Consider the following 24,892-nt stretch of genomic DNA (forward strand, 5'->3'; position numbering starts at 1 on the left):
TTAGTCGAAAGACTTTAAATTTAAAAATTAAGAATAAGAAAATTGAAAAGAATTTTCTTGGTGACAATAGCGTTTTGGACCCACCTGACCCCATGCCGAACTCAGTAGTGAAACGAAACAGCGCCGATGATAGTGTAGCATTTGCTATGTGAAAGTAGGACATTACCAGGATCCAATTAAAGAAACTCGTTACAGCAATGTAACGGGTTTTTTGTTGTCTGGGGTTTGGTAAATAGCCAAGAGCCCATGTCAAACTCAGTAGTCAAACAAAACAGCTCGAAGGCGAGCCCCGCACAAGACCGCCCCGACACGATGATAGTGTAGCATTTGCTATGTGATTTTCTACCGCTGTGGGCACCATGACATTACCAGGATCCAATTAAAGAAACCCGTTACAGTAATGTAACGGGTTTTTTGCTGTCTGGGGTTTAGTAAATAGCCAAGAGCCCATGCCAAACTCAGTAGTCAAACAAAACAGCGCGAAGGCGAGCCCCGCACAAGGCCGCCCCGACACAATGATAGTGTAGCATTTGCTATGTGACTTTCTACCGCTGTGGGCACCATGACATTACCAGGATCTAAATAAAGGAAACCCGTTACAGCAATGTAACGGGTTTTTTTTGTCTGAGATAAAGTAAAACATCAAGCCAAGACCATATATGGAACTCAGTAGTGGTCGCTCTTGCACATCCAGTGCTCCACGGCATTCGTATTCCTAAACAGCTCGGAGCTCAACAAAATAGTAGGACACTTTACTGTATTGTCGCTATAAGTGAGCGCACTGGATCCAAATAACAGAACCACGTCACAGCAAAATGCTGGTTTTTTATTGTTTTAAGTTTAAAGATAAATTACTTAATATCTTAAAAAAAGAGACTGCCCGCTAATCCCACCATGTATATGCTTCCTATCATATTACTAATAACATATAGACTTAACATTCTCATGCAGTTATGGATCCTACGTGTTAAAATTTGACTTTAGTTTTCGTATTATTGAGGTGTCGATTGCCAACGAGTGATTACCAACGAGTGTTAAATGAGATAACTCAAGAGGTTAAGCCTTTACTATCGCAGGGTAAAGTTGCCGATTATATACCGGCATTGGCAGAGGTTTCTCCTGAGCAGTTCTCCATTGCCATTTATACTACGGACGGAGAAATTTTTTGCGCCGGTGATTGTGAGCAACGCTTCACAATTCAATCTGTCTCTAAGGTTATGACTCTGACATTAGCGTTGCAACGCTATGGCGACGAATTATGGAATAGAGTTGGCAAAGAGCCTTCAGGTACGGCGTTTAACTCTCTGACACAGCTTGAGTTTGAAAAAGGTATTCCACGTAACCCATTTATTAATGCAGGAGCGATTGTTACCTGTGATGCTCTGTATAGTCGTTTATCTGCACCTATGCACTCTATGCTTGAAACATTTCGCGATTTGTCAGGCAATCGAAGCATTGTAATAGACAAACAAGTAGCTAACTCAGAGTATGAGTTTAGGCATCGAAATGCGGCAATGGCACATTTAATGAAATCATTTGGTAACTTTGAGAATGAAGTAGATGATGTGCTTTGGTCATACTTTAATTTTTGTGCCATAGAACTTAATTGTATCGAACTTGCTAAGGCGTACAATTTTTTAGCCAATAAAGGGATAGATTACAGCTCGAATAAACGAGTACTTTCTAGTCGTCAAAACAAGCAACTAAATTCGTTGTTGTTTACCAGTGGGTTATATGACGCAGCAGGTGACTTTGGTTATCGTGTTGGCATGCCAGGTAAATCGGGTGTTTCTGGAACAATATTAGCGGTGTTACCGAATAGATTTACAGTTGCAGTCTATTCACCGGGATTAAACTCTTTTGGTAACTCAGTGGCGGGAATAGCAGCATTAGAGCTGCTATCTAAAAAGCTTGATATATCGATTTTTTAGCTTTGTTTAGCGTAATGGGATCTTATTGATCCCAATACACTTGTTCTAAACAATCTTCGCGCTCAGGCAAACCACGAGATAAGCGAGGAGAGTGTTGTACAAGTACTTCAAAGCTTGCACGGTTAGCGTATTTGCTAATTTGTGCGAGCGAAGAGTAGGTAATGGCTTGTTGCTGATGCTTTGCTGAGTTAGCAACATTCAACTTATGATAAACATTCGCTGATAAGTCATGTAAAACCGCGGCTAAGGCACAGTCACCGGCACCATTGGTATTTTTAATCGAGTCAGGCCCACCCATAAACGGAGCAGTATGGCTATATGCCTTTATAGGATTTTCACAGTCAACTTTACGCATTGCACGTGAAAATTCATAACGGTTAAAATCTGGTATGGCACCCGGTAATAATGGATACTCTGTTTCACGTTTGCAGCTGTCATCAACAAAACCAGCCATAAATAAGCCTTTTTCACCGGCTGTACAAATAACTAAGTCAACCCAGTCTAATGCTTTGTCAGCAGCAAGAAGTGGATCTTCATATCCAGTAATTGCTTGGCCTTCTTCTTCGTTCATAGCAAGTATATCAACATGCTTTTCTACAAAGTTAGCCCACCATGTCGGATCCTGCTCGATAAGAAACTTAGTCCCCAGTGTTAATACCACCGGTACACTTGCATCGTTAGCGTACTTGATTGCTTGCATGGTCGCTTCGGTCATGGTTTCATCACCTTGAGTACGCATTAAATAAGCACTGATCACGAGTGCTGATGAGCCTTCGATTAGTTCTTTATCAATTGACTCCGGCTTTAGGTAATTCATCAGGCCAGCACTAATAGCAAACGTGCGCTCACCGGTTTCATCAATCAAAGTAAAGCAACGGCCAATAGGGCCATCGACTGGTTGTAAGTAGTCTAGATCTACACGACTTGAGTTATTACATAAAAATCGATAAGCATAACTGCCTATTTTTATATTTTCGCTCATTACACCTAATAGTACCGAACGGTCATCAGCAAGAACGGAATAGTTATGCATCGTATTGCCAACGGTTCCTCCTGCGAATTCGTAATCGACCATGTCGTTCAGCTTTAAGCGGTCGTATAAAGCATTAGTGATGTCATTATCTATAACTTGCGACATCCCTCGGCGCAATTGAAATTCATCGAGAAAAGCTTGGTCAACCTTAGCTTCTATATCAACAACTATTTGATCGATCCCCGTAATATAGCTGCGGTGTAATCGCTCTGTGGCGTTAAGTTGATTGGTCAGTGGATCTTTGGCTTCCACTGGAAAATAATGTTTATGCCTGCGGCGTCCAGGAAATTTCATTTGCTACCCGTGTTGTGAGCTAAATAAAAAAAGCGTGAGATTATAGCGTAAATCCCGCCTTATGAGCCATGGCAAACCACTTAAATTTGTTTTATTTTTGCAATAAAGTGATCAATAACGCATTTTATTACGCTAAGTTGGTATAATTACGGCATAAAAAATAGTTAAGTAATAATCATGACAGAGCCATTTGACGACCAATATTGGATGGAACAAGCCCTTGTGTATGCAAAACAAGCAGAGCAACTCGATGAGATACCTGTAGGCGCTATTATTGTCAAAGATAATCAGCTTATAAGCGCGGGTTATAATCGCTCAATTACTGATAATGATCCGTCGGCTCATGCTGAGATGATAGCGGTAAGAGAGGCCGGAAAAGTGCTTAATAACTATCGCTTAATTGATTGCACCTTGTATGTCACGTTAGAGCCGTGCTCTATGTGTGCAGGTTTATTGGTGCACAGCCGAATTAAACGCTTAGTATTTGGTGCAGCCGATGCTAAAACGGGTTCTGCTGGTTCAATTATGAACTTGTTGCAAGAACCTCGTTTGAACCATCAGGTAGAAATAACGGGTGGGGTATTAGAGACACAATGTGCAGAGGTTATTTCGAGTTTTTTTAAGCGCCGTCGAGCACAAATAAAGGCTGCAAAGCTAGCCGCTCGTAATGGTAACAGCGATTAGTCAGCTGCTGCTATTAGAGCATCTAACTCAGCCATTTGTTGCATAGCGAACATGCGGCGACGCCAAATAACCTTTTTATGCAAGTTTCTTAACATCACTCGACGTCGAGTAGCAGTTGAGTGCTTTATACAACGTTTAAGTTGATGTGTACGTCTACGTTTAAGCATGCCTTATCCTTATGTGCTTGGTGGTGACACAAATTTTAATACAATTGGGCCAGATTATTGAATAATTGATTGCAAGTAAACAACTATTTGCTTTTCTGGCATGTCGCTAATTCAGCGCGAAATTTCATAGCATATTTATTTTTTCTTTTTCGACTTCATCACTAGTACGTTGATTTGCCTCATCTGGTTTAATAGTCTGCTCTTTTGTTTCGCTTGCTGGCGGTATAGTTGCCATTGCATCATTTTCATCCAGCCAAACAAGCGCATCGTAATAGCGACGAATATTATCAACGTAAGTCACTGCAACATCACCGCGAGCATAGCCATAGCGGGTATTACGGTAGTGACGTTTTTTTACTAGTAATGGTAAGCGCTTTTTAACATCAGCCCATTTATCAGGGCTAGCGCCTTGTTGCTCAGTAATTATGCGGGCATCATTGACGTGGCCCCAACCAACATTATAAGCGGCAAGTGCAAGCCAAGTTCGATCAGGCTGCGGGATTCTATCTGGTATACGCTTGATTAATTTAGCTAAGTATTGAGCACCGCCACGTATGTTTTGTTCTGGCTCTAAGCGATTAGTAACACCGACTTGTTTTGCAGTGCGCCTTGTTAGCATCATAATACCGCGCACCCCCGTTGGCGATTTAGCTCGTGGGTTCCACATCGACTCTTGATAACTCAATGCAGCAAGTAAGCGCCAATCAAGGCTACCCGCATATTGCACAAACCAAGGTTGATATTTAGGCAGTGTTTCTTTTATTGCATCTATGTAGGCTAAGGTATTAACGTAATTAAACTGACGTACATGGCCAAAGTACTTCTCTTCAAGTACATAAAGTTGATTGTTTTGTTTTGCTTCACCAAAAAAAGGAACTAGCAATGCGTACAATGAGTCATCATTCGACTTTCTTAGTATCCATGCAATTGAATCATTACGGGTAACTGAAAAGCCAATACTCAAGTTAGGGTGATAGCGCCTAAACAACGCCAATGTATGAGAGTCCGCTAAGGTGTAATCTATTTCACCATCAATAACGGCTTGTAATAATTCTTCTTCATCAAATTCTTCGGTTTCATTCCAAGTTAAATCTGGGTTGTTTTGTTTTATTTCTTCTAATGTTAATGAATGACTACTTTTAGCGATAACGGTGAAGTTTCCGGTTAAATCATCAAAATCACGAGGGCGTTCACGCCCTTGTTTAAAAACTAATTTTTGACTTATCGTTCTGTAAGTTGGGCCATAGCGGTAACGTTTGGCGCGCGCCTTGTTAAAAGTAAGCCCAGAGGCAATTAAATCGAGATCGCCACTATCTAAGCGCGCAAACATATCGGATAAATTAAAAAAGGGCACAATTTCAAGCTCTACCCCAAGGTAGTCGGCGAATGCTTGAGAGAGTTCAAATTCAAAGCCTTGTTCTCCTTGAACAGCTTGATAATAATTACTTGCACTGGCGAGTGTACCAACGCGAATTTTATTTTCTGATTTAATTTGGGCGAGCTGTGTTGACTGCTCTTGTGTGTTACAGGCACACAAAAGGATGACTAACGTAATGATTGTTATTAGCTTTATCTTCAACATATTCGCCTCTTTAGCATCGTATCTCCTGTTATAACAAAACTTACTGATTACGTCACTTACCGTTTAATCGCAGCCAGTAAAAAATAGGTGTAAACAAAAAGAAAAAGTTAATTTAATGAAAAGCGCATTTTTGAGTTAAATCTGAGAGTAATTTGGACTATAATACGCGCCTAAAATATCGTTCAATCCCTAACCCCGGGTGAAATTACTTATGTTGATCCTTCGTGGTGCACCAGCACTTTCAGAGTTCAGAGTTAATAAAATTTTAGCGCGTTGCCAACAATCGCAACTTCCTGTCACCAATGTATATGCCGAATACGCTCACTTTGCCGATTTAACATCGCCATTAAACACTGATGAGCAAACTAAGCTAGAAAAGTTGCTAACTTACGGCCCAACAATTGCTGAGCATGCGCCAGCGGGTCAGTTGGTATTAGTAACGCCTCGTCCTGGTACTATTTCGCCATGGGCTTCAAAAGCGACAGATATTGCTCATAACTGTGGGCTTAAGCAAGTTCATCGCGTAGAGCGAGGAATTGCATATTATGTTGAGGGTGATTTAAGCGCCGAACAGCTTGCACAGGTTACAGCGCTTCTTCATGATCGCATGACTGAAGCTACTCATAGCAAATTAGAAAATGCAGCGCAGTTATTTCGCAGCGATGCGCCACGCCCAATGTCATCAGTTGATATCTTAGGTGGCGGCCGCGAAGCATTAGCCGTAGCAAATATAGAGCAAGGGTTTGCACTTGCTGATGATGAAATTGACTACTTAGTTGAAAATTTCATCAAGTTAGGGCGCAACCCTAACGACATCGAATTATTCATGTTTGCACAAGCAAACTCAGAGCATTGTCGTCATAAAATATTTAATGCTGATTGGACTATCGATGGTATTGAACAGCCAAAGTCGTTGTTTAAAATGATTAAAAATACCTTTGAGCATAATCCTGAAAATGTACTGTCTGCTTATAAAGATAACGCAGCCGTAATGAAAGGCTCAAAGGCGGGTCGCTTCTTCCCGAATGCGCAAGGTGAATATGCGTATCATCAAGAAGACATTGAAATTTTAATGAAAGTTGAAACCCATAACCACCCAACAGCGATTGCTCCTTTTTCTGGTGCCGCAACTGGATCAGGCGGTGAAATCCGTGATGAGGGCGCAACCGGTCGAGGTTCTAAGCCAAAAGCGGGTTTAGTGGGCTTTACTGTATCTAACTTACGTATCCCTGGTTTTGAACAGCCTTGGGAAAGCGATTTTGGTAAGCCTGGCCGTATTGTTAATGCCCTAGATATTATGACTGAAGGCCCATTAGGTGGCGCTGCATTTAATAACGAGTTTGGTCGTCCTAACTTGTTAGGCTACTTCCGTACTTACGAAGAAAAAGTAACAAGCCATAATGGTGAAGAAGTACGTGGTTACCATAAACCAATTATGCTTGCCGGTGGTTTAGGTAATATTCGTGCTGATCATGTTCAAAAAGGCGATATTCCAGTAGGCGCAAAATTGATTGCGCTTGGCGGCCCTGCAATGAACATTGGTTTAGGCGGCGGTGCTGCATCAAGTATGGCATCGGGTCAATCAAACGAAGATTTAGATTTTGCCTCAGTACAGCGTGAAAACCCAGAAATGGAACGTCGTTGTCAAGAAGTGATCGACAAATGTTGGCAGCTAGGTGATGCAAATCCTATTGCGTTTATACACGATGTGGGCGCTGGTGGTTTATCAAATGCATTCCCTGAGCTTGTTAATGATGGCGGACGTGGTGGTAAATTCCAACTACGCGATATCCCTAATGATGAGCCGGGCATGGCACCACACGAAATTTGGTGTAATGAATCGCAAGAGCGCTATGTGCTCGCTGTGGGCGTTGAAGACTTTGCACGCTTTGAAGCTATTTGTAAGCGTGAGCGCGCACAATATGCGGTTATTGGTGAAGCAACAGAAGAGCGTCATTTAACAGTTGCCGATAGTCATTTTGATAACAGCCCTGTTGATTTGCCACTGGATGTTTTATTAGGTAAAGCACCTAAAATGCACCGTGATGTTACATCGAAGCAAGTAGTAGGTACTGCACTTGATGTGGATGCAATTAATCCTGCGGATGCAGCGCAGCGTTTATTACGTTTACCAACCATTGCAGAGAAAACGTTCCTAATTACTATTGGCGATCGCTCTGTAACTGGTTTAGTAGCGCGCGATCAAATGGTAGGCCCATGGCAAGTGCCTGTGGCTAACTGTGCAGTTACCGCAGCAACTTACGATACCTACCACGGTGAAGCTATGTCACTAGGTGAACGTACTCCAGCGGCATTACTTAATTATGGCGCCTCAGCACGTTTGGCTGTGGCCGAGTCTCTTACAAACATTGCTGGTGCTAATATTGGTAGCCTTGAGAACATTAAGTTATCTGCAAACTGGATGGCGGCTGCGGGTCACCCTGGCGAAGACGCAGGTCTGTATGAAGCGGTAAAAGCCGTAGGCGAAGAGTTATGTCCAGCACTTGGTTTAACTATACCTGTAGGTAAAGACTCGATGTCGATGAAAACGACATGGAAAAATGAAGATGATACAACTGAGCAATCAGTAACATCGCCTCTATCACTGATTATTACAGCGTTTGGCCGCGTTGATGATGTACGTAAAACCGTCACTCCACAGCTGCGCACTGATAAAGGCGAGACATCGCTTATATTAGTTGATTTAGGTGCGGGTAAAAACCGACTGGGCGCATCAAGCCTTGCACAAGTATATAAGCAGCTTGGTGATGTTACTCCTGATGTAGACAGCCCTGAGTTACTAAAAGGCTTTTACAATGCTATGCAGGCGCTAGTGGCTGATAGCAAGCTACTTGCGTATCACGATCGTTCAGACGGTGGTTTGTTTACTACTATCGCTGAAATGGCGTTTACCGGACATACCGGTGTAACCGTAGATTTAGCGACTTTGACAGGCTCTGATATTGAAGCGCTTTATAACGAAGAGTTAGGTGCTGTAATTCAAGTAGCAAACAGTGATTTAGATGCTGTAAAAGCTGTATTTGAGCAGCATGGTGTTGCCGCAATTAGCCATGTGATTGGCTCGCTTAATAATGACGATAACATTGTATTTAATCGTGGTGAGCAAACAGTACTTAATCATACTCGTACTGAGCTTCGTACAATTTGGGCCGAAACAACCTATCAGATGCAAGCGCGTCGTGATAACCCTGAGTGTGCTAAGCAAGAGTTTGACGCTAAATTTGATGCAAAAGACCCAGGCTTAAACGTTAAACTTAACTTTGACTTAAACGAAGATATTGCTGCACCGTACATTGCGACAGGTGCTAAGCCACAAATGGCTATTTTACGTGAGCAGGGCGTTAACTCGCACCTAGAAATGGCTGCTGCGTTTAACCGTGCTGGTTTTGCTGCGGTAGATGTTCACATGAGTGATATTTTAGAAGGTCGTTTAACGCTTGAACAGTTTAAAGGTTTAGTGGCGTGTGGTGGCTTCTCTTACGGTGACGTATTAGGCGCCGGTGAAGGTTGGGCTAAGTCAATATTGTTTAACGATATGGCACGCGATCAGTTCCAAAGCTTTTTCCATCGTGAAGATACCTTTAGCTTAGGTGTATGTAACGGTTGTCAGATGCTATCAACATTAAAAGAGTTAATTCCGGGTACTGAACATTGGCCGCGCTTTGTAACTAATAAGTCAGAGCGTTTTGAAGCACGCTTTAGTCTGGTTGAAATTCAAGAAAACCCATCGGTGTTCTTTAATGGTATGGCTGGTTCGCGTATGCCAATTGCAGTTTCTCATGGTGAAGGTCATGCAGAATTTGCAAATGATGCGGCAACTAAGGCTGCACTTGCAAGCGGCACTGTAGCAGTTAAGTTTGTTGATAACTACGGTAATCCAACAACGCAGTACCCAGCAAACCCGAATGGTTCACCTGAAGGGATCACCGGTATTACATCAACAGATGGTCGTGCAACTGTAATGATGCCGCACCCTGAACGTGTATTCCGTGCGGTTGCTAACTCTTGGCACCCAGATGAGTGGGCCGAGGATAGCCCATGGATGCGTATGTTTAGAAATGCGCGTAAAAATGTAGGTTAAATATCTATTTATACACACTAGATTCATGATCTAGATGTAAAATAAAAAAGGCTGCCTTGTGCAGCCTTTTTTGATTATTATGGCTAAAAAGCATTTAAGGATAATATGTTTAAGCGTATTGGTTTAATTATTGGCACTCTTATACTGAGTATATTATTACTTGGTTATGTATTTCGCTTACCGTTATTACAATGGGCCATCGCCCCTGAACTTAAAAAAGCAGGGGTAACATTAAGCTGCCTAGATTTCTCTATTACCACTAAACTTAATATTCATGTGCAGAACATGTGCGTACAGTACCAAGGACAACAGTTAACCCTTAAAAATATAACCGCAAATACTCAGCAAATAATAATTGAACAAGTACAGTTGGTAACAAGTACTTCATCAAGTAGTGGTAATAATAGTTTAGCAAAGCCCCTTAACTTAGCGCTCTTAGATAAGCGCCCATTAGTTAGCATTAAGCAGCTTTTATTAGTGAATAATCAGTTGAGTAAAGAGCTTAAATTTAGCATTTCAGAGCCTGCTCTAAACCAATTTGTAATACAGGGCGACATAGATGCAAGGGTGCGCCTAAAAAAAAACTTAGTCAGTGGTAACTTTAAGATCAATGAGTCACACCTCAAGCTGATTGCAAATAACGCATTCTCTGCGTTTCAGAAAATAACCTTTGATGCTCAGCAGCAATTTAACTTTGATGGTATTAACCTCGATTTAAAGGGTGATATTAGTGCGCAATATGTTGATAGCTATCAACAGTGCCAAGTACAAACGCATAGCCAAGGTAAAATAGCAGCGAGTGTTAATTTAAACAGCAAAGCTGTAACCCTTGATACCCAAGCGTTAAATAACAACTTAACGCTTGCCCCTCGTTGTACAGCGTTGATAGACAGCAGTAAGTTGGCTATTGAACCACTGCCACTGAATTGGCAATTAACACTGCCCGCGAATATTAACCTTGAGAATAATCAACTTAGCCTACCAGCGATAAGCATAACTAGTGAGGGAGATAAGCACTATAAACTGTCAATAACAGATACTCGTCTAGATACAACAAGGCCCATACAAACTATACAGTCGCAAATTACACTACAAGTAAGTAAATCAGTGAATGATAACTTGAAAATTAATACGCAGTTATCAGGAGGGAATTTACAAGGCGACTTTGCTTTAGCGCTTAAAAAGCTGCCTAGACTTACAAACATAAATGCTAAGAACATTCACATCAATGGTGAGTTTGCTATTAGCAATGTTATTGATGACACGCCGACTGCCCATGTTAATGCACAACTGAGCGCAGCAGAGGTTGATGGTTTTAATACCTCTATTGTGCAATATCAAGCAGGTATTACGGCAAAAATAGATGATAAACGTAATGCCGAAATTGCATTATCTCATCAGTTTAAAAGTGCACAATACAAAAAATATAAACTCACAGGTATACACAATACACTCACTGCTAACGCACATTTAGGCGCAGGAGAAATATTTGCTAAGTTAGCTGCAAAAACGAGTATTAAAACTATAAATAGCCCAGAACTTCAGTTGAAAAATATAAAAGTTAACTCTTCAGGAGAGCAAAGTCGGGCGTTACAAGCAACGCACCATGCATTTGTTGATGGTATGGAGCTAGTTGTTAATCATCACTTTTCATCGCAAGCACATCCGTTTGAGGTTATATTTCCGGTGCAAAGTATATTGCCATTAAATAGCTATATTAATCAGTTTGCGCCATTAGCAACACTCACTCAGGGTGAGTTTAATGGGCATATACACGGAGATATTAATTTACAAAAAGCGTCTTTTAAAGGGGAAGTCAGCAAATTAACTGCGCTTTATAACGACTATCTCGCGAGTGACTTTAATAGTATTTTTAGTGGTCAATATAGTTCAGGTCAGCTTAATGTTGAACCTACTACCTTTAGCATTAATGAGCTTAGAGCGGGTGCGGTTATTAATAATATAACAGGGCATTGGCGGTTAAATGATGAAGTGCAAATAGATGATGTTAAAGGGCATGTTTTTGACGGTAATTTTGGCATAGAGCGCTATATAGTAGGTCAGCCCAATCAAATTGTAGATGTTGAATTTGATAATATTGATGCCAGTAAATTGGTTACTTTTAATGAACAATCAGGTATTAGTGTCAGTGGTCGTCTAGCTGGCACACTCCCTGTTCATTTTGATAAAAACCAAGTGTCTGTGCTTGATGGTCAGTTATTTAGCCAAGGCGAAGGACGTTTAAAAATTACCAACAATGCCGCTTTTGAAGCTGTGCTTGAACAGCAACAAGCGCTTAAACCTGTATTAGGGTTATTAAAAGATCTAGATATACAGAATCTCAAAAGTAGTGTGGCATTAAAAAATGATGGTTGGTTAAAGTTAGGTGTTAATTTGCAAGGCTATAATAAGCAGGCTAAGCAGCAGGTTAACTTTAATTATAATCATGAAGAAAACGTGTTTACACTGTTACGTGCGCTACGCTTAAGTGATGAAATCACCCAAAAAGTTGAGCAGCAATACTCACAAAAAGGAAACCAATAATGAGAGAGTTATTAACGCTAAAAACGCTGACAGCACTGATTGCCATTAGTGTACTCAGTGCGTGTACTCATCGGGTTGAGGTGGCAACTAAAGAGCCAATAACGATTAACTTAAATGTCAAAGTTGATCACGAAATTCGTGTCAAGGTAGATAAAGAGCTCGATAACTTGTTCAGTGACGAAAGTGGATTATTTTAGGAGTAAGGTATGAAAATTAACAACAAACTAAATTTAGTGATGTTATTCGGTGCACTGTGCCTGTCGTTTTCAGTATGGGCTATGAGCCTAGATGACGCTAAAAACCAAGGGCTCGTCGGTGAAAATAGCTCGGGTTATTTAGGATTGGTGGTTAACAATAGTGAGGCTAAGGCCGTTATTGATGAAATTAACGCAAAGCGCAAAGCACAATATTTAAAACTTGCGAAAAAGAACAACTTGTCACTTGCTCAAGTAGAAGCACTAGCGGCGGCAAAAACCATTGAAAAAACCCAAGCAGGGCATTTCGTTGAAGTTAATGGTGAGTGGGTGAAAAAATAACTCTGCGCATTATTAAAAACCAAAAACCGAGCTTATGCGCTCGGTTTTTTGCAATTTTTAAGTAGCTGCTGCCAAAAGTGAATTCCCTTACGGCGAGCTAAGTTGATATTGTGTTCAGGAATTGACTCCGGCTCGTTGTATTCATCTAGTGCCGCGCTCATACTTGCCTCACGTATTAAGTGTAAAGTAGGAAAAGGCGAGCGATTAGTATAATTTGCAGCGTCATCTTCATCACTATTAGCAAAAACATAGTCAGGATGAAAGTTTGCAATTTGGTACTTCCCCTCAAAACCTTGTGCAACTAATAGCGCATTGGCTAAATCAACAAGGTCTAAAAAATCTTCAAAATCAGTAAAGCCATTATCAAGTATTAATAAAGTTGTTTCACGCTGAGGATCACGGTCAAGCTGGGTACATTGTTCAAGCATATCCATAACAGCATCATCAATTTTTGAGGCGTTACTGATGGTGTAGTGAATACAGTTATTTTCAACTTCTTTACGGGCAAATGGACAAAAATTGTATTTTACAATCACAGCGCTTACCCATTCACGGGTTTGAGATATAGCTAAGTTGGTCACGGTTTTGGCTCTAAATAAGGAGTTATAATAGCAAGCGTTTTGGCAATAGCGCCTTGGTTTTTAGCGACGCACTGAGCCGCTTTACTGCCAAGAATATCACACGCTTTAGTGTTTTTAATCAAGCGAAGCAATGCAAGCACCAGTTCGTCAGTATTTTCAACCACATGGGCGCCTTTGAGTTTAATAAGTTCAGGGTAAACATGGTCAAAGTTGTAGGTATGAGGGCCGGTAAGTACACCCACTGCAAAAGCTGCCGACTCTAATGGATTATGGCCACCACGACGAATTAAACTGCCACCGATAAAACTAATATTAGCGGCACCATATAGATATTGTAATTCACCTAATGTGTCGGCTAACACAACTTGTTCATTATTATATTTTTTTTGACTGCGGCGACTAAAGCTAAGATTCGAGTGAGTCAGTAGCTCTGCAACTTTATCAAATTGTTCGGGATGGCGTGGCGCAATGATCAGTAAAGCGTCAGGGTGTGTTTCTAGTAGTTGCTGGTGGGCTGCTAAAATAAACTCATGCTCTATAGGGTGTGTAGAACCTGCGACCCATATAAAGCGTTCTGCTTTTTTATAATCTTGCTTTAAAGAGGCGACTTTATTGAGTTGCGCAGTGGTTGGGGTAATATCAAATTTTATTGATCCCGTTACATGGCTTTTTTCAGCGGGTAGTCCTAATTCAATAAAGCGATTTGCATCGGTTTTGTCGTGACTTGCAAGTGCGGTAATTGATTGCATAATACTGCGAGTTAGCTGGGCCACTTTTTCGTAGCCTTGCTGAGACTTTTCAGATAGACGCGCGTTAATAACCAATACAGGTATATTTTGTCTGTGTGCATTAGCCATTAAGTTCGGCCATAGTTCAGTTTCTAAAATACAGAGTAATTGCGGTTTTACTCGTTTTAAAAAGCGAGTGGTGGCCATAGGAAAATCAATTGGTAAATAGCTAACAGCAACGCTGTTTTTAAATTGTGCGGTAACTTGCTCTCGTCCTGTTGGAGTATTGCAGGTAATTAAAATATTTAACTGCGGTTGTTCATGTTGTAGGGCTTTAATTAAAGGGGTTGCAGCTAACACCTCGCCAACAGAAGCACAATGAAATACAACTGGTTTGTTGTTTGAAAATAAAGCGCGGCTTATGAAGCCAAAACGCTCCTTAAAGTGAGTGCGATATCCTGCGTTTTTTTTACCTCTTAGTACATATAAGTAAAATACAATCAGTGGGCTAATAATAATTAATGCGAGTGAATAAAAAATGCGTGCCATACTGCTGCTTTGTATAAATGAAAGTGGCGCTAGTTTAGCGTGAAATCGTTTTTTTCTAAATACACAAATATAAAATAGCAACTTGAAAAAGGTAACAACGATAAAAACCTTCTTTATCTGAATAATAACTTTCTACCCGTACTTTAATTTAGTTATATAGAGGTGATTTGGCTATAAAATTATGGAATAATGAAATTAATTTTTCCTGCCATTTCAGTTCCAAGAGGAATATCTCATGTCAATTATAGATTCAGTGGCAACTAGCTACCTAGAAAGTTTAAATCGTCACCAAGTATTGTTCGAAACCATGGAGGCGTATCATCAAGAGGTAATGCAGTTGTTAGAAGCATGTCATAGTGCTTTACAGGCTGGTGGTAAGGTTGTTTGGTTTGGTAATGGCGGCAGTGCGGCTGATGCTCAGCATTTGGCTGCAGAGTTTGTGGTACGTTATAAGTTAGAGCGAGGACCGTTAGCGTCTATTGCTTTAACCACAGACACCTCTATTTTAACAGCGCACAGTAATGACTATCATTTTGACACAGTATTTGAACGCCAAGTACAGGCGCTATGTAAACCTGAAGATATCGTAATTGGCTTAACTACATCGGGCACCAGTAATAATATTAATTTAGCGTTAGAAGCCGCTAATGAAGTAGGGGCGTTCACTGTTGCATTTACAGGTCGCGATGGGGGGAAAGTAAAAGATATCGCCAAGTTACCTATTATTATTAAAAATGATGAAACAGCCCGTATTCAAGAAGCTCACATGTTTATCGGCCATTGGTTGTGTGAAGCCATGGATATGGTTGTTGCGGAGCAGCAATAATGGATTTATCGCTATTAAAAAACTTATCAGCAGCACGTATTCTAGTGGTTGGCGATGTTATGCTCGATCGCTACTGGTATGGTGATTCTGGCCGTATTTCGCCAGAGGCACCAGTACCCGTTGTAAAAGTTAGTAAATTTGAAGACAAAGCCGGTGGTGCTGCCAATGTGGCTAAAAACATAGCCCGTCTAGATGGCAAAGTAGGTTTACTCGGCCTAATTGGCGAGGATGAAAGCGGACAAATTTTAGAAAACATTCTAGAAGGTGAAAAAATAAATTCACAGCTTGTGAGTGTATGCGATTTGCCGACTATTTCTAAAATGCGGGTGATCAGTCGTCATCAGCAAGTTGTGCGTTTAGATTTAGAAGAGGCTTTTAATGAGTCTCATAGCCAGTTGTTATTAAATCGATTAGAGCTGGTGCTGAGTGATTACGACTTTATTGTATTTTCTGATTACAACAAAGGCTCACTTGCGTTAATCAAAAAAATGATTTCGGTTGCTAAAAAAGCAGGAAAAACTGTGCTTGTTGACCCTAAATCATCTGATTTAGAGTTGTACCGAGGGGCTGATTACATAACCCCTAATTTAAATGAGTTTAAATTAGCAGGTGGTCAAGTTGGCTCAGAAGAGTTGCTTGCTAGCAGCGCGCGTACCCTGATCAGTGATGCGGGTATTAACGCCATGCTACTAACACGCTCAGAACAAGGTATGTCATTAATTGATGCAACGCAAAAGCATGACTTTGCAGCGCAGCAGCTCGAAGTAAGTGATGTAACCGGTGCGGGCGATACTGTTATTGCCACCCTTGCTGTAATGCTCGGTGCGGGTATGACCGCCAAAGATGCAGTCGAAATTGCAAACTTAGCAGCCGGTATTGCAGTAAGTAAATTGGGAGCGGCTACCGTTTCTCCTGAAGAGTTGAGCCGCAAGTTAGGCCAATACTTACAAGCCACTGGCGAGCATTATCAAACCCCATTTGATGATGTATTACAGCATATTGAATTTGCAAAGCAAAATGGTGAAACCATTGTATTTACTAATGGTTGTTTTGATATTTTGCATGCAGGCCATGTGCGCTATTTAGCGCAAGCTAAAGCGCGTGGTGATAGATTAGTGGTTGGTTTAAATAACGATGAATCCATTGCCCGTTTAAAAGGCCCTGAGCGCCCAATTAATCCATTAGACGAGCGTGCTATGGTACTAAGTGCGCTTGCCTCAGTTGATTGGGTTATTCCGTTTGGCAGTGAGGATGAAAATGACACACCGGCAAAGCTAATTGAGCAAATTAGCCCAGATATTTTAGTCAAAGGCGGTGATTATACCGTTGAGCAAATTGCTGGTGCTGAGCATGTGTTGCGTCATGGTGGGAAAGTAGAAGTGCTTGAATTTTTAGATGGTTGCTCTACATCAAAAGTGATTAGCAAAATTAAAAGCTAGTTAGCTAGTTAGCTAGTTAGCTAGTTAGTGAAATAAAAAAGGGGATAAACGTTGGTTTATCCCCTTTTTTATTACTTGTAAAACTAAAAGTTATATTCGAACTTTGCAAATGCAGACGTGTCGTTTTCTGCTCCATCATTATTAGAGGCAAGGCCACCTAGAGTTAAACGCCCCCCCATGGCAAGCATTCTATAACGCACTTCAAGTTGCTTCGAGTTAAACCCTGTTTTGGTAATCGAGTTACCTAAATCTGGGTTATTTGGGTATCTATCACGATTGTCGCTGTTGTAGTCAATATCACGCAGCTTTACTTGCCAGTCAGTTCCGCTTGAGAGTTGCCCAAGTACAGTTAGTACTAGCGACTGTGAGTCATTGTCATAAGTAGAGCCGATAGGGCGGCCATGGTAACGATACCCTGAATTATAAATACTGTGCTCATAGAAGCAGTTTTCAGTTGCTGATGTGGCAGAACACGCTACGCCGGTATCAGTGTATTCTAGGTTAAATAAAATATTCTGATTATAAATGCGAGCCGTGGTTTGTATTCCACCAAGATAGCCTCTGTCTACTGGCTTAATGCCGCCACTGGTATCTTCACCAATTGTACTTGCATATACCGCATAAGGTTGATTAAACAAAGTGTCAGACCAACGAATATCAAAGCCCGCTAGTTGATTACCTAAACGAGTAATAAGCTCACCATCACAATCATTAGTGCCATCAACACACTCACCTCCGCCAGTTACTAAATCAAAAAAATCACTGGCTGAATTAGGTTGTCCCTTGCCTGCCCACTGTGCTGACCAGCTAAAGCCAATTTCTAATTGTTGAATTGGACGAAGATTTAAACGTGTACTCCATAATAATGCATCAGGCACAACTCGGGTTGATTCAAGCTTAGCCATTTGTGCTGTAAAGCTCCATTGACCAATCCAGCTCAACCAAGGTGTTTCAAAGGCTGTGCTTTGTTCACGAGAAATACTAATGGCAGGTAAAGGCTTTGCATTACCAGACATAATTAGGCTGTTATCTACACCTGGGCCCCAAAATTGCTCAACGGCACCCGCTCTTACAATCCAATTACCCATTCGATAAGCTAAGTAACTGTCATCGAGAGAGGTATCATTGCAGTCTTCTAATGCTTGCTCGTTTTGGGCTATGTCATCAGTTTTTTTACCTGCAACTAAGCAGTTTTTGCCATCACTACGATGATTAAGCGCAATCTTTGCGGCAACGTTATGCCCTAAATAAGCGTAGGCAGCAGTTAACTCTGACTCTTGACTATTGGTGGCACCAAAGCTAGTAATGGCTAATGGATCTGAGTTGACGGAAGCTGAAAGTTGTACACTATGCGAACCACTATTTTCTGACTTATAACGATGTTTTATACGCAATAACGCATCTTGTAGGCGAGCAGGTAATTGTTCCAACGAAGTATTGTCTATATCGTTAATAAAGCTTTTCCACATTAATGGATACGTTGTTACCGGGGCTAAAATAATGCCGGCATCGGCAAGCTGTTGAATATCTGCTCTCAGAGCATAGTCATCAGGCTTTACCCAGGGTTCAGCATTCACAGTTGTGGTTATGGCACAAAAAAGCGAAGAAAGTATAAAAATTTTGTTTCGCAAAGCTCAGATCCTTGTGATTGAAATTGCCAACAAGTTTAGCAATCTACGCTCTTTATTGCAGTAATTAAATCAACTCATTAAACAAAGATTAGTTAAAAAATATCACGATAGTTTAGATTAAAACACCGCAGCTCTATCGTAAAAAAGGTGGCGTTGATATACTCGTTGCAAAGAGAAAACAGAGATAGTAATGAGCAACAAACGACTTTTATTTATTCCCGTATCGTCACCTAAAGGCATTGGTGAATATATGCGCTCATTACAACTTGCTCAAACGTTGAAAATTGATTATGGCAAACAGTTAGATATACATTTCATTTTAAATAAACATACTGCTTATGCCAAAAGCTGCCCGTTTCCAACTTTACTGTTAAATCAATCGGCAACAAAAGAAAATCCCCACGTGTGTCAGTTCATCGAGCAATACAAACCAGATGTGGTGTTATTTGATTGCGCAGGGCGAGCAGAACAAATGAAAGCAGCGAGAAGTGTGGGTGCTAAAGTGGTTTTTATTTCTCAGCATACAAAAAAACGGGCAAAGGGCTTAAAGCTTAATCGAGTGGGGCTTATTGATACTCATTGGGTGGTTCAGCCTGATTACTGTATCGACCCTCTTTCATGGTATGAAAAGCTAAAGCTTAATATGCTGCCTTTAGCTTATCCTGATAATGTCGGGCCGTTTACAGTATTTGCATCAGCGCAACAAAAACGTGATGTACTGTCACGTTATAACTTGAAAGAAAAAGAATTTTTTATTGTGAATGCAGGCTCCGGTGGGCATACCTTTAATGGACAAAGCTGTGCTGATATCTATTATAAAGCAGCACTGATTATTGCGAAAAAAACCGGTTTAAAAGGGGTTGTGGTGTTTGGTCCTAACTATACGAGCCCATTACCAGACACCGAAGAACTTACTTGTTTGGCAAGTCTTCAGGGTGAAGAGTTTTTAGCCTTACTAAGTCAGGCTAAGGTGGCATTATTAAGCGCGGGTGATACTTTACTCCAAGCCATTGCCTTGCAAACCCCCACAATTGCCTGTGCTATTTCAAAAGATCAAGATGAGCGCCTCACTCGCTGTACTCGCACAGAAGTGGTTTATCAGGCAAAGCTTGATATTGTTGATATAAGTGAAAAAGTGCAAACGTTACTTATAGAATCTCGTTATAAATATATTATTGATAAGTATTCTACTTTAGAAACAATCCACAGTTTTGATATTATTACACAAGGTTTGAAAAACATGTTGTTTGATAATGCTCATTAGTTACCAAGCATTTAATTTTTAGGATCTAGGTTTAACAAGTGTTTTATAATTCGAGCTCTTGGTTATAGTCATTATGTAATGTTTGCCAATCGTTTTGCTGCCAATGAAAGTGGCTGTTGCGGCTTTGCTCTTTTAAAAAGGAGCGCTGTAGGCGAGACATGTTGCTCTGTTGCCATTTTATATCGGGTGTATTTATTTCGCCACGATCAAAGTCGATGATATAAACGTCGCCAGAGTCATCAAATAAAATATTATTAATATTTAAATCAGCGTGATTCACCCCTTTATTATGAAACTGGGCAATGGTTTGTGCTATTTTTTTTATCTCAATATCACTTAAGGGGCGCTCAATCAGTACATCTAATACGCTTTTAGCGCCGCTTACCGCTTCAGTAATAATATCACCTCGGTAAATAAAACCATGTCGGCTCACTTTAGCGGCAATGGGCTTTGGTACATTTAAACCTAACTCTATTAATTGCGTCATTAAGCTAAATTCTTGATAAACACGGGTATGCTCAAGTCCCCAATATAAATATTGGTCACTAAGTAGCTTGCCTATGAAGCCGCCACGCCAATAATGGCGTAACACAGCCGTTAAATCTGCGTGTTTAAAAAACCAAGCAGTTGCACGCCCTTTTTTAGCCCCGACAATTTTTTGCTGTTGTTGCCAGAAATCGGGGTCAAACCAATCTAACTCTATTTCGGTGCTATATTGAGGGTGGCTTAAAATGACATGGTTATTTTTGATGTGTTGATTAAACATAGCTCATAGGATTCGCTTTAATATGTGCATATATTAACGTGTTTTCAGGCTAAGGATAAGTACTTGCAATGACGCGATTATAATTTAAGATCGGGTTTTATTATTTTACTCCCAAGGAAACGTGTGACTTCAGCGCCTACTTACACTTCAATTTGTATTTTACGTCTTTCTGCTATTGGTGATGTATGCCATGCAGTGAGTGCGGTACAAGCAATTCAAAAAGCGCATCCAAATGCTAAGATCACTTGGGTGATAGGGAAGGTCGAGGCGATGTTGTTAGCTGACTTACCAGGCGTTGAGCTTGTTGTATTTGATAAAAAACAAGGGAAAACGGCACTAAAACAGTTAAAGCAAACCTTCAAAGGGCAGTGTTTTGACGTTCTACTTAATATGCAAGTGGCTTTAAGAGCTGGTTTTGTCGCTCGCTGTATTCCTGCCAAAGTTAAAATTGGTTTTGACTGGGCTCGCTCAAAAGAGCTGCATAGTTTATTTATTAATAAACGCATTAAAGCCCAATCTCAGGCACATGTTTTAGAGGGGTTTAAAGGCTTTGCTCAAGCGATTGGTGTTGATGATTATGTCCCTGTTTGGAATATGCCCTACACCGACAAAGATCAAGCTAAAGCTGATGAGCTGTTAGGTGACGATTATTTATCACATAAGCTATTCGTTATTTCGCCAGCAGCAAGTAAAGCACAGCGTAACTGGTTAGCCGAACGCTATGCCGCGCTTGCGGATTATGCACATACACAGGGGTTTAAAATAGTATTAACTGGTGGACCGACGGAACTGGAAATTAATTTAGCAAATAACATCATTAAACACAGTGATTCACCCATTCTGAACTTGGTGGGTAAAACAAAACTCAAAGAATTATTGTGCGTACTTAAGCGTGCAGACTTAGTACTTGCGCCCGATACAGGCCCAGCTCATATGGCCGTGACTGTGGGCACGCCTGTTATTGGTCTATATGCGCATTCAAACCCAGCGCGAACGGGGCCTTATTTATACCAAGATTACGTGGTTGAGGTTTATCACCAAAACTTATTAAAGCAAACAGGTAAAACCGCCGAGCAATTACCTTGGGGTACTCGGGTTAAAGGCGATGATTTAATGAGTCAAATAACCACGGATGCAGTAAAAGAAATGTTTGACCATGTTATTAAAAAAGAGTCGTTATTATGAATGATAAACACATAAATAAGGCGCTTTTTTTAGACCGTGATGGTGTAGTAAATGTTGACCATGGCTATGTATTTAAAAGAGAAGAGTTTGAATTTATAGATGGTGTGTTTTCAACGTGTAAAGCATTTTATGACGCGGGCTATAAAATAATTGTTGTAACTAACCAATCAGGTATTGGTCGAGGTTATTACTCAGAAGCCGATTTTTTTGCCCTTAACACATGGATGAAAGCGCAGTTTACTCATCATCAAATTGAAATTACTGATGTTTATTTTTGTCCACATCATCCTAAAAATGCATTGCCAGCGTATTTAATAGGTTGCAATTGTAGAAAGCCAGCGCCTGGGATGTTGTTACAAGGAATAAAAGATCATCATATAGACCCTACACTGAGTGTCATGGTAGGGGATAAATTAGGTGATATGCAAGCTGCTATTAGTGCCAATATACGCACTAAAGTGCTAGTTCGTTCGGGGCAAACGTTTGACGAGCAAGCCGCAAAATCTGCAGACTATGTTTGTGACTCAATCAAAGAACTTCCTGCTCTGTTTGCTGATTTAACTTAGTACATACCTTAAGTCTGTAAACTGGCAGCTTTTCCTGCCAGTTAGCTAATTTGCGACGAATGACAAACAGTGCAATTTGGCGCTTAAACTTTTACAATACCCACATTATAAATAGCAGCAACAGGTCTGCTGTTTAACCCGTTCAACCAAATGGAGATCACAGATGAGAGCATCTGCTTTTTTTAGCCACTTACAACAGCAAATTGAAGACGTTAAAGCTGAAGGTTTGTACAAAAATGAACGTGTTATCACTTCACAGCAGCAAGCTCAAATTGAAGTGGCATCAGGCGATAAAGTTATTAATTTCTGTGCTAACAACTACTTAGGTTTAGCTAACAGCCCAGAACTTATTAAAGCTGCACAACAAGGCTTAAATGATCATGGCTTTGGTGTAGCGTCTGTGCGTTTTATTTGTGGCACACAAGATATCCATAAAACGCTTGAGAAAAAAATCAGTCAATTCTTAGAAACTGAAGACACCATTTTATACTCATCATGTTTTGATGCGAATACGGGCTTGTTTGAAACTATTTTAGGTGCAGACGATGCGATTATTTCTGATTCATTAAACCATGCATCTATTATTGATGGCGTGCGTTTATGTAAAGCAAAACGTTTCCGTTATGCAAATAACGATATGGCAGATTTAGAAAAGCAATTAATTGCAGCCGATGAAGCCGGTGCTAAAACTAAACTAATTGCTACTGATGGCGTGTTCTCAATGGATGGCGTCATTTGTAATTTAGAAGCAGTGTGTGATTTAGCCGATAAATATGACGCGCTTGTTATGGTTGATGATTCACATGCCGTTGGTTTTGTTGGCGAAAATGGTAAAGGTACACCTGAATACTGTAATGTACTCGACCGTGTCGATATTATTACCGGTACCTTAGGTAAAGCGCTTGGTGGAGCATCTGGTGGTTATACCTCAGGTAAAAAAGAAATTGTTGAGTGGCTTCGTCAGCGTTCACGTCCATACTTATTCTCAAATTCATTGGCGCCTTCAATCGTAACGGCGTCAATCAAAGTGTTAGAAATGCTTGAAAATGGCGGTGAGCTTCGCGCTAAGCTATGGTCAAACGCTAAATACTTCCGCGAGCAGATGGAAGCGGCAGGTTTTACCTGTGCAGGTAAAGATCATGCAATTATTCCAGTGATGCTAGGAGACGCCAAAGTAGCGTCACTTATGGCTGATAAGCTTTTGGCCGAAGGGATTTATGTAACTGGGTTCTCATTCCCTGTTGTACCAAAAGGTCAGGCGCGTATTCGTACCCAAATTTCTGCAGCGCACAGCAAGGAACAGCTTGATACAGCCATTGCAGCATTTACCCGTATTGGTAAAGAGATTGGTGTTATTTAATTTTCTTGTTAAATCGCGGCTAAAGTCGCGATTTTTTAATTGAGTGTGGGATTATGAAAGCATTATCAAAGTTAAAAGCAGAGCCAGGCATTTGGATGACAGATGCACCAAAGCCTGAAGTAGGCCATAACGATCTGTTAATTAAAATTCGTAAAACAGCCATTTGTGGTACCGATGTTCATATTTATAAGTGGGATGAGTGGGCACAAAATACTATTCCTACGCCTATGGTGGTTGGCCACGAATACGTGGGTGAAGTAATTGACATGGGCCAAGAAGTGCGCGGTTTCAATGTTGGCGACCGTGTTTCGGGTGAAGGTCATATAACCTGTGGACATTGTCGTAACTGTCGTGCTGGACGTGTTCATTTATGCCGTAATACAACCGGTGTGGGTGTTAACCGTGAAGGTGCATTTGCTGAGTACTTAGTTATTCCAGCATTTAATGCATTTAAAATTCCAGATAACATTAGCGATGAACTTGCCTCTATTTTTGACCCGTTTGGTAATGCAGTACATACCGCTTTATCGTTTGATTTGGTGGGTGAAGATGTATTGATCACCGGTGCAGGCCCTATTGGTATTATGGCAGCCGCAGTAGCTAAACATGTAGGTGCTCGTCATGTAGTTATTACCGACGTAAATGAATACCGCCTAGACTTAGCGCGTAAAATGGGCGCCACCCGTGCTGTTAACGTCGCGAATGAAAAGCTTGAAGATGTAGCTAAAGAGCTGGGTATGACAGAGGGCTTTGATATTGGCCTCGAAATGTCAGGTGTTCCGAGTGCATTTAATGCCATGCTAAATAACATGAATCATGGCGGCAAAATTGCCATGTTAGGTATTCCACCTTCAGATATGGCGGTCGATTGGAATCAAGTTATCTTTAAAGGCTTAGTGATCAAAGGTATTTACGGTCGTGAGATGTTTGAAACCTGGTACAAAATGGCCAGCTTGATTCAATCAGGACTTGATTTAAAACCAATTATTACTCATCAATATTCAATTGATGACTTCCAAGCAGGCTTTGATATGATGATTTCAGGCCAATCAGGTAAAGTAATTCTTAACTGGGATTAATTATCCACTGTTAAGAAAATTAAAGGCGGCATTTGTCGCCTTTTT

At 40.8% G+C, this 24,892-nt stretch carries 20 protein-coding genes and 1 rRNA gene; 14 read left to right on the forward strand and 7 right to left on the reverse strand.

The genetic code is table 11. From position 1 onward, the window contains the following. Positions 1–56: 56 nt before the first annotated feature. Together rrf and glsB are read left to right on the forward strand one after the other, a co-directional pair. Positions 57–171: ribosomal RNA gene (gene rrf / locus AC27JR_RS13320) — 5S ribosomal RNA — on the forward strand. 836 nt (positions 172–1,007) lie between these two features. Further along, positions 1,008–1,931 carry a glutaminase B gene (gene glsB, locus AC27JR_RS13325; RefSeq protein WP_487173869.1) on the forward strand — a complete coding sequence of 308 codons (924 nt, stop codon included), beginning with the start codon at positions 1,008–1,010 and terminating at the stop codon, positions 1,929–1,931. A 22-nt stretch (positions 1,932–1,953) separates the two neighbouring features. On the opposite strand, the gene AC27JR_RS13330 is transcribed toward glsB, so the two are convergent. Next, on the reverse strand, positions 1,954–3,258 hold the full coding sequence (locus tag AC27JR_RS13330) for an inosine/guanosine kinase (RefSeq protein ID WP_487173870.1): 1,305 nt from the start codon (positions 3,256–3,258) through the stop codon (positions 1,954–1,956). A gap of 177 nt (positions 3,259–3,435) precedes the next feature. On the opposite strand from AC27JR_RS13330, the gene tadA reads away from it, so the two are divergent. Continuing rightward, entirely contained in the window at positions 3,436–3,942 is a 507-nt protein-coding gene (gene tadA / locus AC27JR_RS13335) for a tRNA adenosine(34) deaminase TadA (RefSeq protein ID WP_487173871.1), read from the forward strand. On the opposite strand, the gene AC27JR_RS13340 is transcribed toward tadA, so the two are convergent. Both AC27JR_RS13340 and mltF read right to left on the reverse strand, forming a co-directional pair. Then, complete coding sequence (locus tag AC27JR_RS13340; protein ID WP_008115566.1) at positions 3,939–4,109, reverse strand: hypothetical protein; 171 nt, start codon at positions 4,107–4,109, stop codon at positions 3,939–3,941. The genes tadA and AC27JR_RS13340 overlap by 4 nt on opposite strands. Positions 4,110–4,233: 124 nt before the next feature. Next, a complete protein-coding gene (gene mltF, locus AC27JR_RS13345; RefSeq protein WP_487173872.1) occupies positions 4,234–5,691 on the reverse strand; it encodes a membrane-bound lytic murein transglycosylase MltF in 1,458 nt (485 codons plus the stop codon). A 211-nt stretch (positions 5,692–5,902) separates the two neighbouring features. Here mltF and purL point away from each other — a divergent pair, with 211 nt between their 5' ends. The 4 genes from purL (at position 5,903) to AC27JR_RS13365 (ending at position 12,873) form a co-directional block, all read left to right on the forward strand. Continuing rightward, a complete protein-coding gene (gene purL / locus AC27JR_RS13350; protein ID WP_487173873.1) occupies positions 5,903–9,793 on the forward strand; it encodes a phosphoribosylformylglycinamidine synthase in 3,891 nt (1,296 codons plus the stop codon). 105 nt (positions 9,794–9,898) lie between these two features. Next, entirely contained in the window at positions 9,899–12,337 is a 2,439-nt protein-coding gene (locus AC27JR_RS13355; protein WP_487173874.1) for an intermembrane phospholipid transport YdbH family protein, read from the forward strand. Continuing rightward, positions 12,337–12,534, forward strand: coding sequence for a YnbE family lipoprotein (locus tag AC27JR_RS13360; RefSeq protein WP_076920161.1), 198 nt, complete (start codon positions 12,337–12,339; stop codon positions 12,532–12,534). The genes AC27JR_RS13355 and AC27JR_RS13360 overlap by 1 nt, the downstream gene beginning before the upstream one ends. 9 nt (positions 12,535–12,543) lie before the next feature. Then, complete coding sequence (locus AC27JR_RS13365) at positions 12,544–12,873, forward strand: YdbL family probable chaperone protein (protein WP_487173875.1); 330 nt, start codon at positions 12,544–12,546, stop codon at positions 12,871–12,873. Positions 12,874–12,905: 32 nt separating this feature from the next. On the opposite strand, the gene AC27JR_RS13370 is transcribed toward AC27JR_RS13365, so the two are convergent. After that, positions 12,906–13,454 (reverse strand): DUF1415 domain-containing protein, encoded by a 549-nt coding sequence (locus AC27JR_RS13370; RefSeq protein WP_487173876.1) that lies wholly within the window; start codon positions 13,452–13,454, stop codon positions 12,906–12,908. Then, a complete protein-coding gene (gene waaA, locus AC27JR_RS13375; protein WP_487173877.1) occupies positions 13,451–14,731 on the reverse strand; it encodes a lipid IV(A) 3-deoxy-D-manno-octulosonic acid transferase in 1,281 nt (426 codons plus the stop codon). Before waaA ends, AC27JR_RS13370 begins: the two co-directional genes overlap by 4 nt. A 235-nt stretch (positions 14,732–14,966) precedes the next feature. On the opposite strand from waaA, the gene AC27JR_RS13380 reads away from it, so the two are divergent. Together AC27JR_RS13380 and hldE are read left to right on the forward strand one after the other, a co-directional pair. Further along, entirely contained in the window at positions 14,967–15,557 is a 591-nt protein-coding gene (locus AC27JR_RS13380) for a D-sedoheptulose-7-phosphate isomerase (RefSeq protein ID WP_290171007.1), read from the forward strand. Then, positions 15,557–16,996 carry a bifunctional D-glycero-beta-D-manno-heptose-7-phosphate kinase/D-glycero-beta-D-manno-heptose 1-phosphate adenylyltransferase HldE gene (gene hldE, locus AC27JR_RS13385; protein ID WP_487173878.1) on the forward strand — a complete coding sequence of 480 codons (1,440 nt, stop codon included), beginning with the start codon at positions 15,557–15,559 and terminating at the stop codon, positions 16,994–16,996. Before AC27JR_RS13380 ends, hldE begins: the two co-directional genes overlap by 1 nt. Positions 16,997–17,079: 83 nt before the next feature. Here the strand turns inward: hldE and AC27JR_RS13390 are convergent, their stop codons facing one another. Then, positions 17,080–18,627, reverse strand: coding sequence for a capsule assembly Wzi family protein (locus AC27JR_RS13390; RefSeq protein WP_487173879.1), 1,548 nt, complete (start codon positions 18,625–18,627; stop codon positions 17,080–17,082). Positions 18,628–18,817: 190 nt separating this feature from the next. Between AC27JR_RS13390 and AC27JR_RS13395 the strand changes: the two genes are divergently transcribed. After that, complete coding sequence (locus AC27JR_RS13395; protein ID WP_487173880.1) at positions 18,818–19,891, forward strand: glycosyltransferase family 1 protein; 1,074 nt, start codon at positions 18,818–18,820, stop codon at positions 19,889–19,891. A gap of 43 nt (positions 19,892–19,934) precedes the next feature. Here AC27JR_RS13395 and AC27JR_RS13400 read toward each other — a convergent pair whose 3' ends face one another. Beyond that, the gene (locus AC27JR_RS13400; RefSeq protein ID WP_487173881.1) at positions 19,935–20,657 is read right to left on the reverse strand and encodes a 3-deoxy-D-manno-octulosonic acid kinase; all 723 of its coding nucleotides are present in this window, start codon (positions 20,655–20,657) and stop codon (positions 19,935–19,937) included. A gap of 123 nt (positions 20,658–20,780) precedes the next feature. Here AC27JR_RS13400 and AC27JR_RS13405 point away from each other — a divergent pair, with 123 nt between their 5' ends. The 4 genes from AC27JR_RS13405 to tdh all read left to right on the forward strand — a co-directional run bounded on the left by AC27JR_RS13405 (position 20,781) and on the right by tdh (position 24,847). Then, complete coding sequence (locus AC27JR_RS13405) at positions 20,781–21,842, forward strand: glycosyltransferase family 9 protein (protein ID WP_487173882.1); 1,062 nt, start codon at positions 20,781–20,783, stop codon at positions 21,840–21,842. Beyond that, positions 21,839–22,408: a D-glycero-beta-D-manno-heptose 1,7-bisphosphate 7-phosphatase gene (gene gmhB / locus AC27JR_RS13410; RefSeq protein ID WP_487173883.1), complete on the forward strand. Its 570-nt coding sequence runs from the start codon at positions 21,839–21,841 to the stop codon at positions 22,406–22,408. The genes AC27JR_RS13405 and gmhB overlap by 4 nt, the downstream gene beginning before the upstream one ends. 163 nt (positions 22,409–22,571) lie before the next feature. Continuing rightward, positions 22,572–23,768, forward strand: a complete 1,197-nt coding sequence (locus AC27JR_RS13415) for a glycine C-acetyltransferase (RefSeq protein ID WP_487173884.1) — start codon at positions 22,572–22,574, stop codon at positions 23,766–23,768. Positions 23,769–23,821: 53 nt separating this feature from the next. Continuing rightward, positions 23,822–24,847, forward strand: coding sequence for an L-threonine 3-dehydrogenase (gene tdh, locus AC27JR_RS13420; RefSeq protein ID WP_008115593.1), 1,026 nt, complete (start codon positions 23,822–23,824; stop codon positions 24,845–24,847). The last annotated feature ends 45 nt before the right edge of the window (positions 24,848–24,892 follow it).

Source organism: Pseudoalteromonas sp. NH0006-26 (genome assembly GCF_057552415.1).

What these genes read in the sequence shown, in the direction of transcription:
- purL (WP_487173873.1), top strand. Translation starts at nt 5,903, where the DNA reads ATGTTGATCCTTCGTGGTGCACCAGCACTTTCAGAGTTCAGAGTTAAT.
- AC27JR_RS13360 (WP_076920161.1), top strand. Translation starts at nt 12,337, where the DNA reads ATGAGAGAGTTATTAACGCTAAAAACGCTGACAGCACTGATTGCCATT.
- tdh (WP_008115593.1), top strand. Translation starts at nt 23,822, where the DNA reads ATGAAAGCATTATCAAAGTTAAAAGCAGAGCCAGGCATTTGGATGACA.
- waaA (WP_487173877.1), bottom strand. Translation starts at nt 14,731, where the DNA reads ATGGCACGCATTTTTTATTCACTCGCATTAATTATTATTAGCCCACTG.
- AC27JR_RS13415 (WP_487173884.1), top strand. Translation starts at nt 22,572, where the DNA reads ATGAGAGCATCTGCTTTTTTTAGCCACTTACAACAGCAAATTGAAGAC.
- AC27JR_RS13355 (WP_487173874.1), top strand. Translation starts at nt 9,899, where the DNA reads ATGTTTAAGCGTATTGGTTTAATTATTGGCACTCTTATACTGAGTATA.
- AC27JR_RS13365 (WP_487173875.1), top strand. Translation starts at nt 12,544, where the DNA reads ATGAAAATTAACAACAAACTAAATTTAGTGATGTTATTCGGTGCACTG.
- AC27JR_RS13330 (WP_487173870.1), bottom strand. Translation starts at nt 3,258, where the DNA reads ATGAAATTTCCTGGACGCCGCAGGCATAAACATTATTTTCCAGTGGAA.
- AC27JR_RS13340 (WP_008115566.1), bottom strand. Translation starts at nt 4,109, where the DNA reads ATGCTTAAACGTAGACGTACACATCAACTTAAACGTTGTATAAAGCAC.
- AC27JR_RS13380 (WP_290171007.1), top strand. Translation starts at nt 14,967, where the DNA reads ATGTCAATTATAGATTCAGTGGCAACTAGCTACCTAGAAAGTTTAAAT.
- gmhB (WP_487173883.1), top strand. Translation starts at nt 21,839, where the DNA reads ATGAATGATAAACACATAAATAAGGCGCTTTTTTTAGACCGTGATGGT.
- AC27JR_RS13395 (WP_487173880.1), top strand. Translation starts at nt 18,818, where the DNA reads ATGAGCAACAAACGACTTTTATTTATTCCCGTATCGTCACCTAAAGGC.
- AC27JR_RS13400 (WP_487173881.1), bottom strand. Translation starts at nt 20,657, where the DNA reads ATGTTTAATCAACACATCAAAAATAACCATGTCATTTTAAGCCACCCT.
- mltF (WP_487173872.1), bottom strand. Translation starts at nt 5,691, where the DNA reads ATGTTGAAGATAAAGCTAATAACAATCATTACGTTAGTCATCCTTTTG.
- tadA (WP_487173871.1), top strand. Translation starts at nt 3,436, where the DNA reads ATGACAGAGCCATTTGACGACCAATATTGGATGGAACAAGCCCTTGTG.
- hldE (WP_487173878.1), top strand. Translation starts at nt 15,557, where the DNA reads ATGGATTTATCGCTATTAAAAAACTTATCAGCAGCACGTATTCTAGTG.